This is a genomic window from Micromonospora cabrerizensis (assembly GCF_022230955.1).
Taxonomy (GTDB): Bacteria; Actinomycetota; Actinomycetes; order Mycobacteriales; family Micromonosporaceae; genus Micromonospora; species Micromonospora cabrerizensis.
On the sequence record NZ_JAKKFI010000057.1, the window covers coordinates 32,801 to 52,313 of the forward strand.

General features: G+C 70.8%; 19 protein-coding genes. 8 read left to right on the top strand and 11 right to left on the bottom strand.

Features of this window, described 5'->3' with window-relative positions; genetic code table 11:
- Nucleotides 1-59: 59 nt before the first annotated feature.
- Nucleotides 60-608 carry a hypothetical protein gene (locus LADH09A_RS12130; RefSeq protein ID WP_238645077.1) on the top strand — a complete coding sequence of 183 codons (549 nt, stop codon included), beginning with the start codon at nucleotides 60-62 and terminating at the stop codon, nucleotides 606-608.
- A gap of 62 nt (nucleotides 609-670) precedes the next feature.
- On the opposite strand, the gene LADH09A_RS12135 is transcribed toward LADH09A_RS12130, so the two are convergent.
- The gene (locus LADH09A_RS12135) at nucleotides 671-1,009 is read right to left on the bottom strand and encodes a DUF3817 domain-containing protein (protein ID WP_238645078.1); all 339 of its coding nucleotides are present in this window, start codon (nucleotides 1,007-1,009) and stop codon (nucleotides 671-673) included.
- Nucleotides 1,010-1,164: 155 nt separating this feature from the next.
- On the opposite strand from LADH09A_RS12135, the gene LADH09A_RS12140 reads away from it, so the two are divergent.
- Nucleotides 1,165-2,643 (top strand): glutamate-cysteine ligase family protein, encoded by a 1,479-nt coding sequence (locus LADH09A_RS12140; RefSeq protein ID WP_238644987.1) that lies wholly within the window; start codon nucleotides 1,165-1,167, stop codon nucleotides 2,641-2,643.
- A 64-nt stretch (nucleotides 2,644-2,707) separates the two neighbouring features.
- Here the strand turns inward: LADH09A_RS12140 and LADH09A_RS12145 are convergent, their stop codons facing one another.
- The gene (locus LADH09A_RS12145) at nucleotides 2,708-3,094 is read right to left on the bottom strand and encodes a DUF2267 domain-containing protein (RefSeq protein WP_238644988.1); all 387 of its coding nucleotides are present in this window, start codon (nucleotides 3,092-3,094) and stop codon (nucleotides 2,708-2,710) included.
- A gap of 346 nt (nucleotides 3,095-3,440) precedes the next feature.
- Here LADH09A_RS12145 and LADH09A_RS12150 point away from each other — a divergent pair, with 346 nt between their 5' ends.
- Entirely contained in the window at nucleotides 3,441-4,460 is a 1,020-nt protein-coding gene (locus LADH09A_RS12150) for a S66 peptidase family protein (protein WP_238644989.1), read from the top strand.
- A gap of 124 nt (nucleotides 4,461-4,584) precedes the next feature.
- Here LADH09A_RS12150 and LADH09A_RS12155 read toward each other — a convergent pair whose 3' ends face one another.
- Nucleotides 4,585-5,757, bottom strand: a complete 1,173-nt coding sequence (locus LADH09A_RS12155; RefSeq protein WP_238644990.1) for a zinc-dependent alcohol dehydrogenase — start codon at nucleotides 5,755-5,757, stop codon at nucleotides 4,585-4,587.
- A 28-nt stretch (nucleotides 5,758-5,785) separates the two neighbouring features.
- Nucleotides 5,786-6,736, bottom strand: coding sequence for an SRPBCC family protein (locus tag LADH09A_RS12160; RefSeq protein WP_238644991.1), 951 nt, complete (start codon nucleotides 6,734-6,736; stop codon nucleotides 5,786-5,788).
- A gap of 238 nt (nucleotides 6,737-6,974) precedes the next feature.
- On the opposite strand from LADH09A_RS12160, the gene LADH09A_RS12165 reads away from it, so the two are divergent.
- On the top strand, nucleotides 6,975-7,991 hold the full coding sequence (locus tag LADH09A_RS12165; protein WP_238644992.1) for a carboxypeptidase-like regulatory domain-containing protein: 1,017 nt from the start codon (nucleotides 6,975-6,977) through the stop codon (nucleotides 7,989-7,991).
- 10 nt (nucleotides 7,992-8,001) lie between these two features.
- On the opposite strand, the gene LADH09A_RS12170 is transcribed toward LADH09A_RS12165, so the two are convergent.
- Nucleotides 8,002-8,508: a DUF6584 family protein gene (locus LADH09A_RS12170; protein ID WP_238644993.1), complete on the bottom strand. Its 507-nt coding sequence runs from the start codon at nucleotides 8,506-8,508 to the stop codon at nucleotides 8,002-8,004.
- Nucleotides 8,509-8,678: 170 nt separating this feature from the next.
- Between LADH09A_RS12170 and LADH09A_RS12175 the strand changes: the two genes are divergently transcribed.
- Entirely contained in the window at nucleotides 8,679-9,041 is a 363-nt protein-coding gene (locus tag LADH09A_RS12175; protein ID WP_238644994.1) for an SCP2 sterol-binding domain-containing protein, read from the top strand.
- 3 nt (nucleotides 9,042-9,044) lie between these two features.
- Nucleotides 9,045-11,096 (top strand): amylo-alpha-1,6-glucosidase, encoded by a 2,052-nt coding sequence (locus tag LADH09A_RS12180; protein ID WP_274529404.1) that lies wholly within the window; start codon nucleotides 9,045-9,047, stop codon nucleotides 11,094-11,096.
- 59 nt (nucleotides 11,097-11,155) lie between these two features.
- Here LADH09A_RS12180 and LADH09A_RS12185 read toward each other — a convergent pair whose 3' ends face one another.
- Nucleotides 11,156-11,809, bottom strand: coding sequence for a TetR/AcrR family transcriptional regulator (locus tag LADH09A_RS12185; RefSeq protein ID WP_238644995.1), 654 nt, complete (start codon nucleotides 11,807-11,809; stop codon nucleotides 11,156-11,158).
- Nucleotides 11,810-12,015: 206 nt separating this feature from the next.
- Here LADH09A_RS12185 and LADH09A_RS12190 point away from each other — a divergent pair, with 206 nt between their 5' ends.
- Complete coding sequence (locus LADH09A_RS12190; RefSeq protein WP_238644996.1) at nucleotides 12,016-12,762, top strand: SDR family NAD(P)-dependent oxidoreductase; 747 nt, start codon at nucleotides 12,016-12,018, stop codon at nucleotides 12,760-12,762.
- A gap of 78 nt (nucleotides 12,763-12,840) precedes the next feature.
- Here LADH09A_RS12190 and LADH09A_RS12195 read toward each other — a convergent pair whose 3' ends face one another.
- Nucleotides 12,841-13,779, bottom strand: a complete 939-nt coding sequence (locus LADH09A_RS12195) for a helix-turn-helix domain-containing protein (protein WP_238644997.1) — start codon at nucleotides 13,777-13,779, stop codon at nucleotides 12,841-12,843.
- A 94-nt stretch (nucleotides 13,780-13,873) separates the two neighbouring features.
- Here LADH09A_RS12195 and LADH09A_RS12200 point away from each other — a divergent pair, with 94 nt between their 5' ends.
- A complete protein-coding gene (locus LADH09A_RS12200) occupies nucleotides 13,874-14,887 on the top strand; it encodes a saccharopine dehydrogenase family protein (protein WP_238644998.1) in 1,014 nt (337 codons plus the stop codon).
- A gap of 75 nt (nucleotides 14,888-14,962) precedes the next feature.
- Here the strand turns inward: LADH09A_RS12200 and LADH09A_RS12205 are convergent, their stop codons facing one another.
- Genes LADH09A_RS12205 through LADH09A_RS12220 form a run of 4 tightly spaced genes read right to left on the bottom strand, consistent with a single transcriptional unit; the run spans nucleotide 14,963 to nucleotide 19,311 of the window.
- Nucleotides 14,963-16,177, bottom strand: coding sequence for a DegT/DnrJ/EryC1/StrS family aminotransferase (locus LADH09A_RS12205; RefSeq protein WP_308194541.1), 1,215 nt, complete (start codon nucleotides 16,175-16,177; stop codon nucleotides 14,963-14,965).
- Nucleotides 16,178-16,197: 20 nt separating this feature from the next.
- A complete protein-coding gene (locus LADH09A_RS12210) occupies nucleotides 16,198-17,484 on the bottom strand; it encodes a hypothetical protein (RefSeq protein WP_238644999.1) in 1,287 nt (428 codons plus the stop codon).
- Nucleotides 17,485-17,488: 4 nt separating this feature from the next.
- Nucleotides 17,489-18,292 (bottom strand): formyltransferase family protein, encoded by an 804-nt coding sequence (locus LADH09A_RS12215; RefSeq protein WP_238645000.1) that lies wholly within the window; start codon nucleotides 18,290-18,292, stop codon nucleotides 17,489-17,491.
- Nucleotides 18,293-18,309: 17 nt separating this feature from the next.
- Nucleotides 18,310-19,311 (bottom strand): Gfo/Idh/MocA family protein, encoded by a 1,002-nt coding sequence (locus tag LADH09A_RS12220; RefSeq protein WP_238645001.1) that lies wholly within the window; start codon nucleotides 19,309-19,311, stop codon nucleotides 18,310-18,312.
- Nucleotides 19,312-19,513: the final 202 nt, after the last annotated feature.

The window sequence follows — 19,513 nt, forward strand, 5'->3', positions numbered from 1 at the left end:
TCATTCACGTCGTTCAACCGAGGACGTCGATACGATCTGTGAACACAAGCGGACTCTCGGTGGTGGGGATGGACAGCGGACTCGATACCCGACGGATCGTGCACCCGACGGAGCGCATCGTCACCGGGCGGTTGATCCGCCTGCTCGACGGTTACACCCGCGAGGTGCGTATCGGGCAGCCGGTGCTGGTGGCGGTGCTCGCGGCGGCGGCGTTCGCGCGGCTGCCCGCGCTGCTGCTGCGCTCGCTCTTCTCCTTCGGCGGTGGCGGCACCCGCCGACGCTGGAAGCAGTTGAAGCAGGGCCCGGAATATCTGGTCACGCCGGTGCGACTGCGCAACACCGCCGGGCAGCTCTGCGAGGTGGAGTTGCACGGTCACCTGCCGCAGAGCGCCCTGCACCCGGCCGACCAGGTGCAGCTCACCCTGCGTCCGCAGCGGGACCCGGAGCTGCCACCCCGGATCGAGCGGATCGTCAACCTCACCACCGGGCAGCTGCTGACCCCGCGTACGGCGACGCTCTGGTCGCATCTCGGGCCGCCGCTGCTGTTGCAGGCGTTCCTGGGCGCGCTGCTGCTGGCCGGCGTGGTGGCCTGCTCCGCGCTGACCTGACCGGTCAGGCAGGTTCGTCGCCCGGCCGGCCGGTCAGCCCGCCGGGCGGGCTCCCGGGCGGGTCAGCCGACCGGGGCGGGTTCGCGGGCCGGTTGACGGTCGACGCCGAGCATCCCCCGGCGGCGGGCCCAGCGCTCGAAGGCCAGGGTGGCGAACGGCGGCACCGCGCTGGCCAGGGCCACCGCCGTGGCCAGCAGGCTCCACCGGTGCAGCCGGGCCACGGCCAGCACCAGCAGGACGTACGCGACGAACAGGCCGCCGTGGATCGGCCCGAAGATCTTCACACCCAGCTCGTTGTCCGGCGGGCCGTACTTGACCAACATGCCGACCAGCAGTGCTAGCCAGGAGCAGGCCTCGGCGATCGCCGCCACGACGAACAGCCGGGTCACCTTCTCGCGCATCCGCACGCCACCACCTCTCAGGGCCGTAATGCTAACGGGGCGGCCTGACCGGGCTATCAGGGCGGGCAGGTGGGTAGGAAGAGACCATCGGGTCTATCCCCGCCCGCCGCGGACGTGCGAGGTTAGGGGGGACCAGCGGTGACAAGGTGGTGACCATGGGCGAGGACGTCGGCGTACGAACCTTCAGTCGAGAAGACCGGGCCCGTTATCGCGACAAGGTCCGCCGCTGCCTGGACGTCTTCGCCGAGATGCTGCGCGAGTCCCGTTTCGACGTGGACCGGCCGCTGACCGGCGTGGAGATCGAGCTGAACCTCGTCGACGAGGCGTCGAACCCGGCGATGCGCAACGCCGACGTGCTGGCGGCCATCGCCGATCCGAGCTTCCAGACCGAGTTGGGCCAGTTCAACGTCGAGATCAACGTGCCGCCGCGCCGGCTGAGCGGCACCGGCACCGCCGACTTCGAGGAGTACGTGCGGGCCAGCCTCAACGCCGCCGAGATGAAGGCCCGGGCGATCGGCGCGCACATGGTCATGATCGGCATCCTGCCGACGTTGCGTCCCGAGCACCTGACCGCCGAGACGCTCTCGGCCAACCCCCGCTACAAGCTGCTCAACGAGCAGATCTTCGCGGCCCGGGGGGAGGATCTGCCGATCGCCATCAGCGGGGTGGAGCGGCTGGCCGTCACCGCGGACACGATCACCCCGGAGGCGGCCTGCACGAGCACCCAGTTCCATCTGCAGGTCAGCCCGGCCCAGTTCGCCGACTACTGGAACGCCGCGCAGGCGATCGCCGGCATCCAGGTCGCGGTCGGCGCGAACTCGCCGCTGTTCTTCGGCCGGGAGCTGTGGCGCGAGACCCGGATCCCGCTGTTCCAGCAGGCCACCGACACCCGGTCGGAGGAGATCAAAGCCCAGGGGGTACGCCCCAGGGTCTGGTTCGGCGAACGCTGGATCACCAACGTGTTCGACCTGTTCGAGGAGAACGTACGGTACTTCCCGGCGCTGCTGCCGGTCTGCGACCCGGAGGACCCGACGCAGGCCCTGGCGGCCGGCGAGGTGCCCAGTCTCGCCGAGTTGCGCCTGCACAACGGCACCGTCTACCGGTGGAACCGCCCGGTGTACGACGTGTCACGCGGCCGACCGCACCTGCGGGTGGAAAATCGGGTGCTGCCCGCCGGCCCGACCGTGCTGGACACCATCGCCAACGGCGCCTTCTACTTCGGGCTGGTCCGCGCCCTCGCCGAATCGGACCGGCCGCTGTGGTCGCAGATGTCGTTCAGCGCCGCCGAGGAGAACTTCACCAGTTGCGCCCGGCACGGCATCGACGCGCAGGTGTTCTGGCCCGGCCTCGGCTACCTGCCGGTGACCGAGCTGGTGCTGCGCCGGTTGCTGCCGATGGCGCACCACGGTCTGGACCGGTGGGGGCTCGACCCGGTCGAACGCGACCGGCTGCTCGGCGTCATCGAGCAGCGCTGTCTGACCAGCCGCAACGGTGCGACCTGGCAGGTGGAGACGCTGCACCGACTGGAGTCCGCCGACCACCTGGACCGGCCGGAGGCGCTGCGCGAGGTGGTCCGCCACTACGTGGACCTGATGCACAGCAACCGGCCCGTGCACGAGTGGCCGATCCCGTGAGCGCCCCGGGTCGCCCTGGTCGATCCGCACGCCGGGCGTGACGACCCGGGGATCCCCGGGCGGCTCAGCCGCGTGGGGTGGGAACACCGAAGAGATCGGTGATGCCGCCGGGAAGCTGGGCGAGCAGGTCGTGCCGCTGGTCGTCATCGAGCGCCTCGGCGACGGTACGCAACACCGCCTGGGCGTGTTGACGCACGTGGTCGGCGTTCGCGACCTGCTCGCGGTCCCCGACCGCCTTCAGGAACTGGCCGACATCCCACCGGCGGCCCTCCGGGTTGCGGGTGACGGACCCGCTCAACCGCTCCGGTAGCTGTGCCGCCAGGTGGTCGGCCTCCTGCCCGGCGAGCCGCTCACCGAGTACCGACAGGACGGCCTGCACGGACCGCACGGCCTCGTTCTCACCGAGGCCAGCGCGCTGTCGTACCGTGGCGATCATCTGCTCGTACTCCATGCTCCGCTCCTTCGGTCTCCTCGACATGCCGTCAGGCCTGCCTGCGGACGAACGGGGCGAGTTCCCACGCTCCCTGGCCACAAACGGGTCTGGCGCGGACCCGGACTTCCCCGCCGTCGGCGGGCGGGGCCACCCAATCCGCCGCGAACCAGACGTGTCACCCCCCATTACCGGCTGACCGGAGCGGTTACTGTCCCTTGTGGACCCCACCCAGCCTTGAGGACTGTCGTAGGCTGTGGCAGCTCGTACATCGTCTGATCACGATGAGGGGACGCCGGTGACCACTTCGGACACAAACCCAGCTCTGACCGAGGGGGCCGCGCGGGTGCCCCTGTCCCGTCGGCACATGCTGCGGATGGGAGCGGCGGCGGCCGGTGGCGCGGTGCTCGTCGGTCAGGCCGAGGCCGCGTCCGCGCAGGCCGCGCCGGGTGGCGCGAAGCGCGTCCTGCGGGCACCGGCGCTGGTGCCCGGTGACCGGGTCCGGGTGGTGTCGCCCGGCAGCACGCCCGACCCCACGAACATGGCCCGTGGCATCGAGATCCTGCGCGGCTGGGGCCTGGAGGTCGAGCTGGGCAGGCACGTCTTCACCAAGTACGGCTACCTGGCCGGCACGGACGCGCAGCGGCTGGCCGACCTGAACGCCGCGCTCACCGACCCGGGAATCCGTGCCGTGTTCGCCGCCCGGGGCGGTTACGGCACGCAGCGGATCGTCGACCAGATCGACGTGTCCGTCATCCGCCGGGACCCCCGGGTCGTCGTCGGTTTCAGCGACATCACCAGCATCCACGGCAAGCTCTGGCGCGACACCGGCCTGGTCACCTTCTACGGCCCGATGGTCAACTGGAGTGACGACCGCACCGGCCCCGAGTCGGCCGAGGCGCTGCGCAGGGCGGTGATGACCACCGCACCCGTCACGATCTCTCGGGACCCAGCCGAGACGGCCGCTTCCGTGCTGGTGCCGGGTCGGGCGTCGGGGCCCCTGCTCGGCGGCTGCCTGACGCTGATCTCCACCTCGCTCGGCGCGGAGGACTCCCCGCGCTTCGACGGCGCGATCCTGTTCTTCGAGGACGTGGACGAGGCTCCGTACAGCATCGACAGCATGCTGACCGAGCTGCGCCGGGTGGGCGTGCTGTCCCGGGTCGCCGGGGTGGTCATCGGCCAGATCACCAACAGTGTCGGCGAGCCGGGTGAGTGGGACGCGGCGGCGGTGCTGAAGGACCGCCTCTACGACCTTGGCGTGCCGGTCCTGGGTGGGCTACGGCTGGGGCACGGCAACGGGCAGCTCACCGTGCCGCTGGGCTCGCGCGCCACGATCGACGCCGCCGCGGGCACCCTGACGGTGGAGCCGGGAGTCCGTCCGCGCTAGTGGCGTTGGGTCATCCGGCGCTGCGCCTCGTCACGGCGACGGGCGTGATCGACTCGGGTTCGGTGAAGTCGGGGTGTCCCGTCGACCCGGACACCCCGACTTCCAGAAATCCGATTCGATCACCTCAGACCTTGAGCAGCACCTTCGTACAGTCGTCCTGCTTCTTCTGGAAGATCTTGTAGCCCTTCGGGGCGTCGCGCAGCGGCATCCGGTGGCTGACGATGAAGCTCGGGTCGATCTCGCCGCGCTGGATGCGCTCCAGCAGCGGGCGGGTGTAGCGCTGGACGTGGCACTGACCGGTCCGCATGATCAGTGAGCGGTTCATGAACGCGCCCATCGGGAACTTGTCGACGAAGCCGCCGTACGCGCCGACGACCGAGACCACCCCACCCGAGCGGCAGGCGAGGATCGCCTGGCGCAGGGCGAACGGCCGTTCCGTCTCGACCCGCGCGACCTGCTTCGCCCGGTCGTAGGCGTACATGGCGGCGTTGCCGTGGTGGCCTTCCAGACCGACCGCGTCGATGCACGCGTCGGGCCCCCGGCCGGCGGTCATCTCGTTGAGGGTGTCGAGCACGTCCGCCTGCTCGTAGTTGATCGTCTCGGCGCCGATGTGCTCCTCGGCCAGCCGCAACCGGTACGGGAACCGGTCGATGACGATGACCCGCTCCGCGCCGAGCAGCCGGGCGCTGGCCGCAGCGAACAGCCCGACCGGCCCGGCGCCCCAGACCGCGATCACCTGGCCGGGTTTGATGTCGCACATCTCGGCGCCCATGTAGCCGGTCGGGAACACGTCGGCGAGCATGACCGCCTGGTCGTCGCTGACCTCGTCGGGCACCTTGAGCGGGCCGATGTCGGCGAACGGCACCCGGGCGTACTCGGCCTGACCGCCGGCGTAGCCGCCGAGCAGGTGGGAGTAGCCGTAGATGCCGGCTGGCGAGTGTCCCATGATCTTCTCGGCGATGCCGGCGTTGGGGTTGGAGTTCTCGCAGACCGAGTAGAGGCCGCGCTGGCAGGACGAGCAGTGCCCGCAGGCGATCGGGAAGGGCACCACCACGCGGTCTCCCGGTTTGAGGTTGCGGACCTGCGGGCCCACCTCGACCACCTCGCCCATGAACTCGTGGCCGAGGATGTCGCCCTTGCGCATCGCGGGGATGTAGCCGTGGTAGAGGTGCAGGTCGGAGCCGCAGATCGCGGTGGTGGTGATCCGGACGATCGCGTCCCGCGCGTTCATGATCTTCGGGTCGGGCACGTCGATCACCTTGACGCTGTCGGTGCCCATCCAGGCGGTGGCCTTCATCATCGGTCCCTTTCGGATGCGTGGGCGGTCAGCGGCGCGACGTGGGCAGCGGCTGGGCGGGGCGCTGCATGGCCTGTTGACGTACGGAGATGCCGTTGGGGCTGCCCTCGGAGCGGACCACCTCGCCGGTCTCCAGCACCTGCTTGAAGCGGCGCAGGTCGTCGCGGACCTGCTGCTCGGGCTCCTCGCCGAAGAGCTTCGCCACCACCCGGCCGAGCGCGCCGGCCGGCGGCGCGTACCGCAGCTCGACCCGGACCTCGGTGCCCCGGTCACCGGGTGCGGGCACGAACCGGACCCGCCCGGCGTTGGGCACCCGGGTGCCCGGCAGCGAGCGCCAGGTGATCGACTTGTTCGGCTGGTCGTCGATGATCTCGGCGTCCCACTCCACGCGCTGACCGGCCGGGCCACGGGCGATCCAGTGCGAGCGGCGCAGGTCGTCGGCGCGTACGGACTCCAGGTGCGCCATGAAGCGGGGCAGGTTCTCCATGTCCCGCCAGAACCGGTACGCCTCGGCGGGCGATCGGTTGACGGTCACGGCGATCTCCATCCGGATCATCCGGGCCCGGGCCCGTTGGGCCCGACCGATCCGCACGGCGGACAGCACGTCGACGGCGGTGATGCCGGCGACCGCGAGGGTGCTCAGCGCGACCCTGCGGCGTCGCTCTCCGCGGCGGTCGGCGAGGGCGCGCCCGAGCAGGGTCAGGTCCATGGCGTCGCCGGCCACCCGGCTCCAGGCCCAGCCGGCGGGCCGACGGCCGCTGAGCAGACCGGCGGCGCTGCCCAACTCCCGGAGGCCGACGGCCGGAAGCACGGCCCGCGCGGACGGGGAGTCGTCCACCCCGGTCAGTCGTGCCACGGGTCCCGGCGCGACCAGGGCGCCCACGCCCAGCGCCAGACTCAGCAGGCCCAGGGCGCTCGGCAGCGTCGCAGGCACCGGCCCGTCCAGCTCGGGCAGGAGCACAGTGTCGATACGGGTCATGCCTGGTCCCTTCCGGTGGACGTGACCGCCGGTCCGTCGGCGAAGCGGCGGTGGTCCCGCCCCCGTGACGCTATGCCGTACGCGTGACGGACGCGCCCGGTTCGGGACAGAAGGTCCGATGCGGGCGGCGTGGGCGAAAACGCCTCGCCAACGGTCGACATCGTGACATTGACCTATTTGGATCATCTGCGGGCCGTACCGTCGGCCCCACCCGCCGCGCCGCCGGAAGGACGACCTCATGAGCCGTGCCCTTCTCCGCCAGCTGACCGCCACCTTTGCCGTCGCACTGCTCGTCGTGCAGCCCGCCGCACCGGCTGCCGCGCGTACCCCGGGGTCTGCGACGCCCGCGCCCGGCAGCGTCCGCACCATGGTGCGCGACGCGGCGACCGGCGCACCGGTGCCCCGGGCCTGCGCCGCGCTCGTCCCGGTGGACGCTGCGGCCCTGGCGGCGGTCGCCCTCGGCGAGGACCAGCTCGGACGCTACGGGGGCTGCGCCGACGAGCAGGGCGTCCTGGTGACCGGTGACGTCGCCCCGGGCAGGTACCGGCTGCTGGTGCGCCCCTACGACACGACGACGCACGGCTGGCAGTGGGTCGGCCGGCACGGCGGCACCGGTGAGCGCGAGCGGGCCCGGGTGGTCCAGGTACGCGCCGGCGCGGTGAGCGGCGTGCCGGACGTCCGGCTCGACCCGCCCGGCACCGTCGTCGGGGTGGTGACCGACGCGGCGACGGGCGCCCCGGTCCCCCGCGCCCGGGTGATGGTGGTGCCCTACGTGCCGCATCCGAAGTACGGCGACCACGGCCCGACCACCGACGAGGACGGCCGCTACACGATCACCGGCCTCGGCCCGTACGACTGGCCGGTGCAGTTCGCCGCGGACGGGCTGGCGACCGTGTGGTCCGGTGGGGTGGGCAGTCGGCAGCAGGCCCGGCCGGTGCGGGTCCGCGCCCAGCAGACGGCGACCCTGAACCAGGCGCTGCCCGCCGGGACACCGCTCGCCGGGGCGGTACGGGTCGGCGAGCTGGGCACCTACGCCCAGGTGATCGCATTCGACGCGGCGACCGGGGATCTCGCCGGCGTGGCGGACGTGGGCTCCGGTTACACCCTGCGTCTGCTCCCCGGGCAGCGGGTGAAGCTGCGCTGCGACTGCGCGTACGCCCCGCCGGCGTGGCACCGCGATGCGGTCGGCTTCGACGCGGCGACCCCCGTACGGGTCCGGCGTACGCCGGTCGTGGTGGACTTCGACCTCGGGTAGGCCCGCTGGCCTACCCCGCCCACCGGAGCACGGTGATCAGGCCGACGACGGTGAGCGACACCAGGACCAGCCCGATCACCGTTGCCACGAGGCAGCCCAGCTCGTCCTGCCACGAGCTGGGCTTACCCGGCCGAGGGCCGGCCCCGGTCCAGGCCCCCGGGGCAGCGCCTTCCCGCTCGGCCTGCTCGACCAGCCGCCCGAGCCGCGCGCCCGCCACCGGCCCGAGCCGGTCGGTGGGGTCGGCGGTCACCGTCAGCACCCGCACCCGGTGCCAGGCACCCGGGTAGGACCGCTCGAACGCGGCGATCTCCTGCGCGCTGGTGTCCTCGGTGAGGAACCCCCAGCGCCCGGCCTCGGCCACGTTGCCCACCTGCCGGTAGAGGGCGGCACGGCGGGCGCGCAGCTCCAGGTCGTCGGGGTACGCGGCGTTCAGGCTCGCCAGGCGCTGCATCGCCGGGTGGACGTGCCCCCTTTGCAGGTCGGCCTCGACCTTGGCCAGTACGTGCTCTTTCGCCATGGCGGACATTCTGAGCGGTACGCGTGCCGCACCGACAGCCGAATATCGCCGGTCCACACCACCTGGACCCGCTTCACGCTGACCCCCTGAAGAAGGCGCGCCACGGTGAGTTAACAGTGACCCGCACCGGGTAGCCGGCATCCGCTGCTACCGGCGATCGGGGAGGTGGGATGACGGCGACCAACGGCTTCTTCGAGCGGTTGACCGATGCCGGCCAGGACCCGCGGTTCAGCAACGTCTGTGGGAGCGTGCGGTTCGACATCCGCGACGGCGGCCACCTGGAGCAGTGGCTCCTGGACATTGATCACGGTCGGATGCGGGTGACGAGAAGCGGTGGCCCCGCCACCACCGTGATCCAGGTGTCCGCCCAGGTCGCGGACGCGATGGCGCGAGGTGAGGTGAACGGCCTGGCGGCGATCACCCGGGGCGAGATCCTGGTCGACGGTGACCTGAGCCTGGCGCTGCGGATCGGGCGGCTCTTCCCGCGCGAGCCGGAGCCGCCTCGGCGCGACGACCCCGACTCCGGGACGTGACCGATGAGGGACATCGCGGGCACCGTGGCGTGCATCGACGGGAACACCTTCATGGTGTCCGACGCCAGTGGCGATGTGGAGTCGTCCCCCGCCACTCCGGTCGGGCTGTTCGCGGCCGACACCCGCTTCCTGTCCCGCTGGATGCTCTTCGTCAACGGCGAGTGCATGACCGCGCTGTCGGTGGACGACAGCCAGTACTACGAGGTCACGTTCTTCGTGGTGCCGGGCGCGGCGGTCGACTACGTGGAGGCGGACCTGTCAGCCATCCGGCGCAGGCGCATCGGCCCGGACCTGACCGAATCGCTGACGATCTTCAATTACGGCGAGCAGGACACGGAACTCGACGTACGGCTGGAGGTGGCGGCCGACTTCGCCGACATCTTCGAGATCAAGTTCGACATCGCTGACAAGGCCGGCACGCACTACACCCACGTGGGCCCGAACGAGTTGCGCCTGGGCTACCGGCGCGCCACCTACCGGCGCGAGGTCGTCGTGACGGCGAGTGAACCCGCCGAGTTCGACCCGGACGGCATCCGCTTCAAGGTCCGACTGCGCCCCGGTGAGCAGTGGTCGACGCGGTTGCAGGCTGCCATGTTGGCGCTGCGCCCGGACGGCGTCGACCTGCGCTCCGCCCTGCGGGTGCAGCGGCCCGACGAGTCCACCCTGCCCACCAGCCTGCGGGCCTGGGTCGAGGCGGCCCCGACGCTGGACACCGACAGCGTTGCCCTCCAGCAGGTGTACCACCGCAGCCTGGTGGACCTGGCGGCGCTGCGCTTCGCACCGCTCTCGCTCAGCGGCGCCGCCGTACCCGCGGCCGGGTTGCCCTGGTTCATGACCCTGTTCGGCCGCGACAGCCTGCTGACCTGCCTGCAGACCCTGCCCTTCACCCCGACCCTGGCCCCACCGACGCTGCGGATCCTCGCGTCGCTCCAGGGCGCCCGCAGCGACGACGTGCTGGAGGAGGACCCCGGCCGGATCCTGCACGAGCTGCGCTACGGGGAGTCGGCCGCGTTCGAGGAACAGCCGCACTCCCCCTACTACGGCACAGTGGACGCCTCACCACTGTTCGTGGTGCTGCTCGACGAGTACGAGCGGTGGAGCGGCGACACGGCTCTGGTGACCGAGTTGGAGCAGGACGCGCGCGCGGCCCTGGCGTGGATCGACCAGTACGCGGACCTGACCTCCACGGGCTACATCTGGTACCGGAGACGCAACCGCGCCACCGGCCTGGACAACCAGTGCTGGAAGGACTCCTGGGACAGCATCTCCTACGCCGACGGGCGGCTGCCGGGCTTCCCGAGGGCCACCTGCGAAACCCAGGGGTACGCCTACGACGCCAAGATCCGCGGTGCGCGGCTGGCCCGTACCGTCTGGGGTGACCCTGACTACGCCGACCAGCTGGAGCGCGAGGCCGCGTCGCTGTACGACCGCTTCAACCGGGACTTCTGGTTGGAGGACCGGGGTTACTACGCCCTCGCGCTCGACCACGACGGCACACCCGTCGACAGCCTGTCGTCCAACATCGGGCACCTGTTGTGGAGCGGAATCGTGCCGCCGGAGCGGGCCCGGCGGGTTGTCGAGCACCTGATGGGTCCAGCGCTCTTCTCCGGTTGGGGCGTGCGGACCCTCGCCGAGGGGCAGCGCCGCTACAACCCGCTCGGCTATCACAACGGCACGGTCTGGCCGTTCGACAACTCGTTCATCGCCTGGGGTCTACGCCGGTACGGGTTCACCAACGAGGCGGGCCGCATCGCCGAGAGCATCCTCTCCGCCGCCACCTACTTCGAGGGCCGGCTGCCCGAGGCCTTCGGCGGGTTCGACCGCGACACCACCCGGTACCCGGTCCGGTACCCGACCGCCGGCAGCCCGCAGGCGTGGTCCAGCGGGGCGTGCATGCTGCTCATCCGCACCATGCTCGGCCTCGATCCGCACGAGGACCACCTGGCCGTGGCACCGGCGCTGCCGGCCGCCTTCGGGCGGATCGCGCTCCTGGACATCCCGGGCCGCTGGGGTAAGGCCGACGCGTTCGCCCGTCACCGCCCCGACCAGCCCTAGCCACCCGATCCGCAGGCCTGGACACCTGGTTTCTCGGCCGGTCAACAACCGGATCGCCGCTAGCGACCTGCCTGATCGTGAGGGCTGAACGGGCGGGGAGTATGCGTGATGCCGTTGAGGATGAGCGTGAGTCCACGCTCGAACTCCTGGCCGCTGAACACAGCCCCGACCGGGGCCAGTTCGGCGAGGGTCGGTAGAGCACCCTGGGCGAGCGCCTCGATGCGGCCGGCGGCGGAGGCGGGATCCTTCTCGCGCGTGAGCGCACCAGCCAGCTCGTTCTGGGCGATGCCCGTGACAAAGGCGGAGACGGCACGGAACGCGACGAACAGGTCGACCCCGTCGAGACCTCCCCGAGCGAGGGCTGCCGCGAGCGCCTCAGCCGGAGCGAGGCTCGCCCGGGAGGAGGTGCGGCGGGTGAGTATGAGCGGGATGACCGCCGGATGTGCGCGGAAGGTCCGCCACATGGCGGTGGCTACGGCGCGCGTGTCGGCCAGCCAGTCGTCGCTTGGCTCCGGTATCTGGACGCGCGACGAGACGGCGTCTACCACGAGTTCCTCGAGGGCCTCCCGACTGTCGACGTAGTTGTAGAGGGTCATGGCGCCGGTTTGTAGGGACGCCGCGAGCGAGCGCATGGTGAGCCCGGCCAAGCCATCCCGGTCGACGATCACCAGCGCGTGCTGCTGGATGTCCGTGAGGGTGAAACGGGCCCTCATGTTGGCTCCCCCTGAAGACGGGCACGGCGTACGGCATCCGTGCGGGCTGGACGTCCAGACGGCGCACCTCGGAGGCGAACCTCCGCCGCGCAGACGTGCCTCATGTCACTTGACACGTACAGCGTACGCGAGCAAGGCTTACGTACGTTGTACGTATCCGGAGCGCCCACCAGGCCAAATCTGAGACCATCCGGCAAGGAGTTCCCATGACAACCAAGACCGCTCTCGTCACCGGCTCGACGAGCGGAATCGGCCGCGCCACCGCACTCACGCTGGCTCGCGCTGGTGTCCGTGTCATCGTCTCCGGACGCAGTGCCGAACGAGGAGTGCAGGTGGTGGAGCAGATCCGCGCCGAGGGAGGAGAGGCCGAATTCGTCGCCGCCGACCTCCGCGACGCGCAGTCCGCGGTGGACCTCGCGGCCAGGGCCACCCAGGCCGCCGAGTCCGCAGGCGGAACCCTCGACATCCTCGTGAACAACGCGGCGATCGGAGCTGGCGGACCGACCGCGGGCACCGAGGAATCGACCTTCGACGCGGTACTGGGCACCAACCTGAAGGCGCCGTTCTACCTGGTCGCAGAGCTTGCGCCCGCCATGGCGGCACGAGGCGGTGGAGCGATCGTCAACGTCTCCACGCTCGCCGCCGAAGTCGCTCTTCCGGGCCTGTCCGTCTACGGCGCGAGCAAGGCTGCCCTGGACCTGCTGACCAGGAGTTGGGCAGCCGAGTTCGGCCCGGCGGGAGTGCGCGTGAACTCCGTGCGCCCCGGCCCGACCCGGACTCCGGGGTCCGAAGCCCTGGGCGAGATCCTGGGACAGCTCGCGGCCCAGGCACCGCTGGGTTTCATCGCCGATCCGGAGGACATCGCCGCCGTCATCGCGTTCCTCGTCAGCGACGAGGCCCGCTTCGTCACCGGCGTGATTCTGGACGCCGACGGTGGCCGCACCGCCGTCTGAGCGAGTCAGCCTCCGCTGACCTGACTGTCACCACCCCAGGCCGCCCAGTCCTCCGGGCGGCCGGGGGTGCCATGCCCGTCAGGCGCTGCGGAAGGTGCGCCGGTAGGCGTCCGGCGGCACGCCGACGGTGCGGTGGAAGTGTCGGCGCAGTGTCGTGGCGGTGCCCAGGCCGGCTGCCTCGGCGACGACGTCGATGCTGTCGTCGGTGTTCTCCAGCAGCTCCTGGGCGCGGCGGATCCGCTGGGTCGACAGCCACAGCAGCGGGGTGGTGCCGGTAACCGCCCGGAAGTGCCGGGCCAGGTTGCGCGAGCTCATGTTCGCCTGCCGGGCCAGGTCCTCGACGGTGAGCGGCCGGTCCAGTCGTTGCAGCACCCAGGGGAACAGGGCGGCCAGCGGGTGGTCGTCGCGGGCGGGCACCGGGGTGGTGACGTACTGGGCCTGACCGCCGGCGCGGTGCGGCGGCACCACCAGGCGGCGGGCGACCGCGTTGGCGACCGTCGAGCCGTGGTCGCGGCGGATCAGGTGCAGGCACAGGTCGATCGCGGCGGCCTTGCCGGCGGAGGCGAGCACGGTGCCGTTGTCGACGTAGAGCACATCCGGGTCGACCCGCACCCGGGGGTAGCGGGCGGCCAGCGCCTCGGTGTGGGCCCAGTGCGTGGTGGCGCGCAGCCCGTCGAGCACCCCGGCGGCGGCCAGCACGAACGCGCCGGTGCACAGGGAGACGATTCGGGCGCCCGCCGCGTGGGCGGCGCGCACGGCGTCGAGCAGGTCGGGCGGCACGTCCACGTCGACGTCCTCCACCGCCGGGATGATCACGGTGTCGGCGCGAGCGAGTCGGTCCAGCCCGTGGTCGGGCTCCATCTGGAATCGCCCGACCCGGACCGGGCCGTGGCCGCAGACCACCACGTCGTACCACGGGTCCGCCTGGCCGGTGGGGTCGCGGGCGAAGACCTCGCAGGCCATGCCCACCTCGAAGTGCAGCATCCCGTCGGTGGCGGCGATCGCGACAGTGGTCATGTCCGAAACTGTACGGGTAATGGCGTTCCCGACACTGGTCGGTCGTCGGCCGCTACGGGAGGCTGTTCCCAGTCGATCTTCTCAGGGGGCAGCAATGGGTCAGCGGGTGGCGGTGTTCGGGGCGTACGGGCACACCGGACGGTTCGTGGTGACGGAGTTGCGCGAGCGCGGGTTCGTGCCGCTGCTGCTCGGCCGCGACGAGAGCAGACTGGCGGCGTCGGGGCTCGCGTACCGGGTCGCGTCGGCCGACGACCCGGCCTCGCTCGACCAGGCACTGACCGGGGCGGACGCGGTCGTCAACTGCGCCGGCCCGTTCGCCTCGACCGCCGCCCCGGTGATCGAGGCCGCGCTGCGCGCCGGCATCCCGTACGTGGACGTGGCGGCCGAGATCGAGGCCAACGTCGACACGTTCGCGCACTTCAGCGAGCCCGCCCGGGCGGCCGGCGTCGCGGTGGTCCCGGCGATGGCGTTCTTCGGCGGGCTCGGCGACCTGCTGGTCACCACGGCAATGGGCGACTGGGCGTCGGCCGACGAGGCGCACGTCGCGTACGGGCTGAGCAGCTGGCACCCGACGGCCGGGACGGTCGCCGCCGGCGCCGTCTCCCGCGAGCGCCGCGACGGCCGCCGGGTGCGCTACACCGGCGGCCGGTTGGAATACCACGTCGGCGAGCAGAGCCTGCCGAGCCTGGAGTGGGACTTTCCCCCGCCGCTGGGCCGGCGGCGGGTGCTCGGTGAGTTCACCATGGCCGACGTCGTCACCGTGCCGAGCCACCTGGCCATCCCCGAGGTCCGCACGTACATGGCCGCCGACGCCGCCACCGACCTGGCCGACGCCCAGGCACCGGTGGCGGTCGACGAGTCGGGCCGGTCGGCGCAGACGTTCACCGTCGACGTCATCGTGCGGCGCGGTGACACGCGGCGGCGCGTCGTCGCCACCGGCCGGGACATCTACGCCGTCAGCGCACCCCTGGCGGTCGAGGCGGTCCGGCGCATCCTCGCCGGTCAGACGAGGACAAGCGGCGTCGCGTCCGCCGGCGAGATCTTCGACGCGCCCGACTTCCTCCGCGCGCTGTCGCCGGGCATCTCGGTGGAGCTGATCAGCGCGTGAGGCCGACCGGCGTCGACTGATGCCGTCTAGGGGCTGTTTCATAAGAACTGGCCGGCCGCCCTTATGAAACAGCCCCTAGGGCTGGTCGCCCAACGCGCCGGCGGCGTCGTGCACCTTCGCCAACGCCTCGACGAGATCGACTATGCCCTCCGTGCCGTCGCGGAACACGTTCTCCCGCAGATAGATCTGGCGAGCCCACAGCGCGTCGCCCGTGTCGAATCCGGCTGGCACGGCGTCCGCACCGTGTCTCTGACGAAGCAAAGCCGCCCACGGCGCGAAGAGGTCGTAGTGCCCGACCGAGGGGTAGGGCGCCCAGCAGGGGATGCCCTCCGCTTCCAGCGCCCGACGAACGGTCATGCCGTCGGCGCCCGCGAACTCGGCCGGCTCGATGGTGAGGGAGAAACGGGAGAAGCTCAGCCGGGTCAGACGCGGATCCGCTGGTGCGATGGTGACACCCGGGATCGTGCAGGTGGACTCCAGGTGCGCCGCGGCCGCTGCGCGCATCTCCCGTTGCGCCGGAAATCGGGTGAGCGCGCCGTTCAGCAGTGCGGCCTGCAGGTCGGTCATGCGGTGGTTTCCCCCTCGCAGGGAGGGGCCGCCACCCCTGGCACGCCCGCAGTCCACGATGGATTCGGCCGCGTGGGCAAGGTGCTCGTCCGAGGTCAGGATGCTTCCACCCTCGCCGGCCGCCATACCCTTCGAATCCTGGTGACTGAAGATCCCGAACTCCCCGAAACAGCCCGCGCCCACCTCGCGCCACCGCTGGCCGTGGGCTTGGGCGGCGTCCTCCACGATCGCCACTCCCCCCTTCCGGGCGATCGCCGTCAGACGGTCCATGTCCGCCATGTGCTGCGCGAGATGGACGGGCATGATCGCTCGGGTCCGGGGGGTGACGGCGGCCGCGACGTGGTCAGGATCCATGGCCGACGTCGCCGCCACGACGTCGACGAAGACAGGTCTCGCGCCGGCACTGATCACCGCCGCGGCCGTGGCCACGAAGCTCAGACAGGGGACGATCACCTCGTCGCCCTCACCGATCCCGAGCGCACGCAACGCGACCTCGAGACCCGTTGTCCCACTGCTGGTGAGGACGCAGTGCCGCGCGCCCTGGTATCGCGCGAAGTCGGTGGTGAACCTTCTGGTCGCAGGGCGCGGAACCGGGTGCCCGCCCCACGCGTCGCCGCCCAGGACCTCCTCCAGGGCGCGAACGTCGTCCGGAGCGTACGTCGGCCAGGTGGGGTACGGCCGGGCTCGGACCGGGTGACCGCCGTGCATCGCGAGCTTGCTCATCGCTCTCCTCGCTGCGGGCTCTATGCCTCTGGTGCAATGACGTGAAGCGTCGCGGGGCGGGCTCGTGCCAACTCGGCCGACTCGGCCCGGTTCCGGCCCTCCAACCGGTCGGCCAACTCGTTTCCCTTGTGTCCGATGGCCGCGCCCGTGGTCGCGATGCCGGCGACGATCACCAGGCCGAATGGTGTCTCGGTGAGGAGATCCCGGACGACGTCGTTCCAGGCGCCGGCGACGGCGAGCGCGTAGAGCACGGTGTTCGCCCGCCGGAGGGCCACGACCTGCGACCTCCGGTAACGCAACGTTCGGTGTCGGGAGGCGAACCGGCCGAACTCGCCTGAGTCGACATGCCGCGAGAGGCTGACGACGTATTCCTCGAGACGCTCCTTGGCTTCGCCCAGCGTGCTGCTGGTCGGGTGCGCGCGGAAGCGGCGCATGGCCTCGAAATACCTCACCCGTTCCCGCTGCCCGGCCATCAGCAGGCGCTCGAAGTTCGCCGCCGTGATCGACTGGCGAGTGTCCAGCGACAGCGCATTCGCCTGGATCTCCCGCGACTCCAGCGGCTCCAGTGTCGTTTCGAGCCGGCAGGTGGCGCCGATGGGCGTGACGGTCCTCCCGATCTGGGTCAGATCGTGACCGTAGGAATGACCCAACAGGGGCGACGCCAAGGTACGCGCATAGGCGAAGTCGAAGACGATCGTGCCGAGTTCGGCTATTCGGGTGCCGAACAGCTTGAGCTGCGGCATCTCCCGCGGTATGCCGTTCCACCACGTCCCCGGTATGGTCCCGGTGGCGTCCAACTGCCGGGCAGCGGATTCGATTATCGCGCCGTGGAAGTGGGCGGGCAGCTTGACGATGCTCTGCAGGTCTTCGATCAGGTGCTCACTGATCTCGTTCTTCGCGGCGTCGACGAGGTCGGCGTCGACGCCCACTGTCGCGTGCCGGTCGTAGAGCAGGTCGAGGTCCGCGGCTGCTCGTCGGATGTCGGCGACCGACTGTCCGCCGGTCGGAATCGCGGCGGACCGGATCGCCTGCAACTTGTCGGCCAGCTCGGTGAACGTCGACGTGTCGCTGGTGAGGACGGGAACGATGCGGCGGGAAGCGATGCGAGCAGCGCCGGGCGACAGCAGCAGACCCCTGGTCGCGGGATTGCACAGCAGCGAGGTCGCCGGAACGTAGATCTCCTCGGTGAACAGCAGGTCGAGGAAGAGGCGTTCGCGAATCTGCACCTCCCGGACGGGGCCGATCCCTGCGTCGGCGGCCGTGTTGAACTGATTGCTCAGCGCGAACAGACCTGATACGTCGCTCATGGTCCTACGCCTTCCGGGTGTCCGATCGTTGGTCGTCGCGCTCCCTGCGACGGATGCTCACACTCACCTCGTACGTCTCGCCGTCCTCTCGGAAGATCAACGCGCCCGGTGGCGGGGTTGTCAGTCGTGACGGGGTGAACATGCGGGCCCGCAGCAGGTTCAGCAGGCTCCGGGCGGTCGTCGGCGCGTCCAGGTCAAGCTCCGAGGCGGCCTCCAGCTCGACACGCCGGTGGAAACTGCCGGTACTGGCCTGCGGGCTGCGCGTGAGCTGCCCGCGCACGATGTCGGGTAGGAGGGTCAGATAGAGATCTGCCAGTTCACGCTTCGCTCTGGTCAGCAGAGTCTGGCCGGTGTCCTCCCAACCGACGGTGATCCGCCTCTGACAGATGATGTCGCCGCCGTCGAGCCGTTCGTCGACGAAGTGGATCGTCACCCCGAACGGCTCGTCGTCCCGCACGGCCCAGAAGTTCGAGTTCATGCCCTTGCCGTACGGGAGGAAGCCCGGGTGGAAGTTGAGGCACCCATGGGCGGGCAGGGAGAAGACGTCACGATCCACGACGTAGGGCCACCAGGCCAGGACGATGTAGTCGAGATCGAGCGTCCGCAGGTGCCGGACGAACCCGGGCTCCAACCGTCTGCCGATCCTGGCGAAGGGTCGGTCGCCGGCCATGGCCTGCAACTGCGCGTTGGTCTCCTCGCGCCCGGCCTCCGGCACCGCGACCAACACCACGTCGAGCTCTTCACAGGCGAGCGTCAGTTGCACCGCTCTGACGCCGACATCGTCATTGGCGAAGAACCCGATCCTCATGCGACTCCTCAGCGTTGCTACGGGCCGGCGTCAGGCGGAACGGGTACCGGCGCCCCGTCGCGCTCAGCGGACTGACATGCCGCCAGGGTCATCTGCAGACTGAGCAGGTTGTGTCGTAGGGAGTGGTGTGGCTCGCGGCGCTCCACTATCGCGCTGAGCAGTTCACCCAGGGCGCCCGCGAAGCCGTCGTAGTACCACCCGCCGACGAGCGGCACCCGGTGCGACTCGTCGCCCAGCTCCAGGACGAGATGCTCCTGTCCCCTGACCGAACCGCGGATCGTTCCGAGGGAGCCGTGGACCCAGAACGGGTGGGTGGTGTTCGGGGGTTCGGCACCGCCGATGCCCCGGATCATGGCGCAGACGCCGTTCTCGTAGGCGATCTCCGCCCACATCCCCCATGCCGTACCGCCCTCGGGCTGGCCGGGCGTCCGAAACGTCGACGCCCGCACGTGCTGGATGGGCGTGTCCGCCATCCAGCACCGCGTGATGTCGAACCAGTGCATCGAGAAGTCGAAGATCGTGAAGTGTGGATCCCGGTCGAAGACGGTGCCGACGATCCGCTGGAAGTTGGTGTTCTGCAGGTAGGTGATCGACCGCACGTCACCGATGGCTCCCTGTTCGATCAGCAGACTCGTGGCCCGCCACGGAGGTGCCCACCGGGCGTTCTGATTGACGGCGACGACGGCTGGGCCACTGGCGGCGACGTCCAGGACGGCCCGCAACTCCGCGACGGTGCGGGAGAACGGCTTCTGCGCGAGCACGTGCTTGCCCGCCCGTAGGGCCGAGATCACCGCCTGCGGACGGTCCTCCGGCTGCGTGGCGACATCCACGAACTCCACAGCCGGGTCGGAGATGAGTTCCTCCACCGAGGAGTAGACGCGCAGCGGACCAAACCGCTCGATCGTCTGCCGGATCGCGTCGCCCGATGGATCGAAGATCCCGGCGATGGGTACCTCGTACTTCAGGTAGGTGGGGAGGTGCGCCTCGCGGACGATCCCGCCGGCGCCGATGATGCCCACCGCGGGGCGGTACCCCTCGGGGAAACGGGGTTCGTAAGCGCCGGCCGCGATCATCGCACCTCAGTTCCGCCGCAAACGGACAAGTCCGGCCCATTCGGGCTGATCGATATTACCGTGGCGGCCAGCCGCTTGTCATCCGAACACTCGCGGCAGGCGGCACCACCGCGGTCGGGCGCGCAGCGACCGGGACCGGTCGGCCATG

What these genes read in the sequence shown, in the direction of transcription:
- LADH09A_RS12135 (WP_238645078.1), bottom strand. Translation starts at nt 1,009, where the DNA reads ATGCGCGAGAAGGTGACCCGGCTGTTCGTCGTGGCGGCGATCGCCGAG.
- LADH09A_RS12140 (WP_238644987.1), top strand. Translation starts at nt 1,165, where the DNA reads ATGGGCGAGGACGTCGGCGTACGAACCTTCAGTCGAGAAGACCGGGCC.
- LADH09A_RS12145 (WP_238644988.1), bottom strand. Translation starts at nt 3,094, where the DNA reads ATGGAGTACGAGCAGATGATCGCCACGGTACGACAGCGCGCTGGCCTC.
- LADH09A_RS12150 (WP_238644989.1), top strand. Translation starts at nt 3,441, where the DNA reads ATGCTGCGGATGGGAGCGGCGGCGGCCGGTGGCGCGGTGCTCGTCGGT.
- LADH09A_RS12155 (WP_238644990.1), bottom strand. Translation starts at nt 5,757, where the DNA reads ATGAAGGCCACCGCCTGGATGGGCACCGACAGCGTCAAGGTGATCGAC.
- LADH09A_RS12160 (WP_238644991.1), bottom strand. Translation starts at nt 6,736, where the DNA reads ATGACCCGTATCGACACTGTGCTCCTGCCCGAGCTGGACGGGCCGGTG.
- LADH09A_RS12165 (WP_238644992.1), top strand. Translation starts at nt 6,975, where the DNA reads ATGAGCCGTGCCCTTCTCCGCCAGCTGACCGCCACCTTTGCCGTCGCA.
- LADH09A_RS12170 (WP_238644993.1), bottom strand. Translation starts at nt 8,508, where the DNA reads ATGGCGAAAGAGCACGTACTGGCCAAGGTCGAGGCCGACCTGCAAAGG.
- LADH09A_RS12175 (WP_238644994.1), top strand. Translation starts at nt 8,679, where the DNA reads ATGACGGCGACCAACGGCTTCTTCGAGCGGTTGACCGATGCCGGCCAG.
- LADH09A_RS12180 (WP_274529404.1), top strand. Translation starts at nt 9,045, where the DNA reads ATGAGGGACATCGCGGGCACCGTGGCGTGCATCGACGGGAACACCTTC.
- LADH09A_RS12185 (WP_238644995.1), bottom strand. Translation starts at nt 11,809, where the DNA reads ATGAGGGCCCGTTTCACCCTCACGGACATCCAGCAGCACGCGCTGGTG.
- LADH09A_RS12190 (WP_238644996.1), top strand. Translation starts at nt 12,016, where the DNA reads ATGACAACCAAGACCGCTCTCGTCACCGGCTCGACGAGCGGAATCGGC.
- LADH09A_RS12195 (WP_238644997.1), bottom strand. Translation starts at nt 13,779, where the DNA reads ATGACCACTGTCGCGATCGCCGCCACCGACGGGATGCTGCACTTCGAG.
- LADH09A_RS12200 (WP_238644998.1), top strand. Translation starts at nt 13,874, where the DNA reads ATGGGTCAGCGGGTGGCGGTGTTCGGGGCGTACGGGCACACCGGACGG.
- LADH09A_RS12205 (WP_308194541.1), bottom strand. Translation starts at nt 16,177, where the DNA reads ATGAGCAAGCTCGCGATGCACGGCGGTCACCCGGTCCGAGCCCGGCCG.
- LADH09A_RS12210 (WP_238644999.1), bottom strand. Translation starts at nt 17,484, where the DNA reads ATGAGCGACGTATCAGGTCTGTTCGCGCTGAGCAATCAGTTCAACACG.
- LADH09A_RS12215 (WP_238645000.1), bottom strand. Translation starts at nt 18,292, where the DNA reads ATGAGGATCGGGTTCTTCGCCAATGACGATGTCGGCGTCAGAGCGGTG.